The 203-nt window shown below is 70.0% G+C and carries 1 protein-coding gene; it reads right to left on the minus strand.

Annotation, left to right across the window (positions count from 1 at the left end; genetic code table 11):
• Positions 1 to 203, minus strand: a 203-nt coding sequence (tnpB, locus tag C664_RS20135; protein WP_004296932.1) for an IS66 family insertion sequence element accessory protein TnpB, incomplete at both ends; no start/stop codon positions are given.

The raw sequence follows: 203 nt of genomic DNA on the forward strand, positions 1-203 counted from the left end.
CCCAGCCGTTGCCACGGCAGCCCGAGCACCAGCGCATCGAACTGCGTCCGGGTGAGTGCGACACCGCCCTGGCCCTCGGTCCAGTGAAAGCGGCCCTGGTTCAGGCGCCGGCACGCCAGCCACACCCCGAAACCGTCATGGACCAGCACCTTCAAGCGCGTGCCGCGCCGGTTGCTGAAGAGGTAGGCGTGATGCGGCTGGGC

Source organism: Thauera sp. 63 (assembly GCF_000310165.2).
GTDB classification, from domain to species: domain Bacteria; phylum Pseudomonadota; class Gammaproteobacteria; order Burkholderiales; family Rhodocyclaceae; genus Thauera; species Thauera humireducens.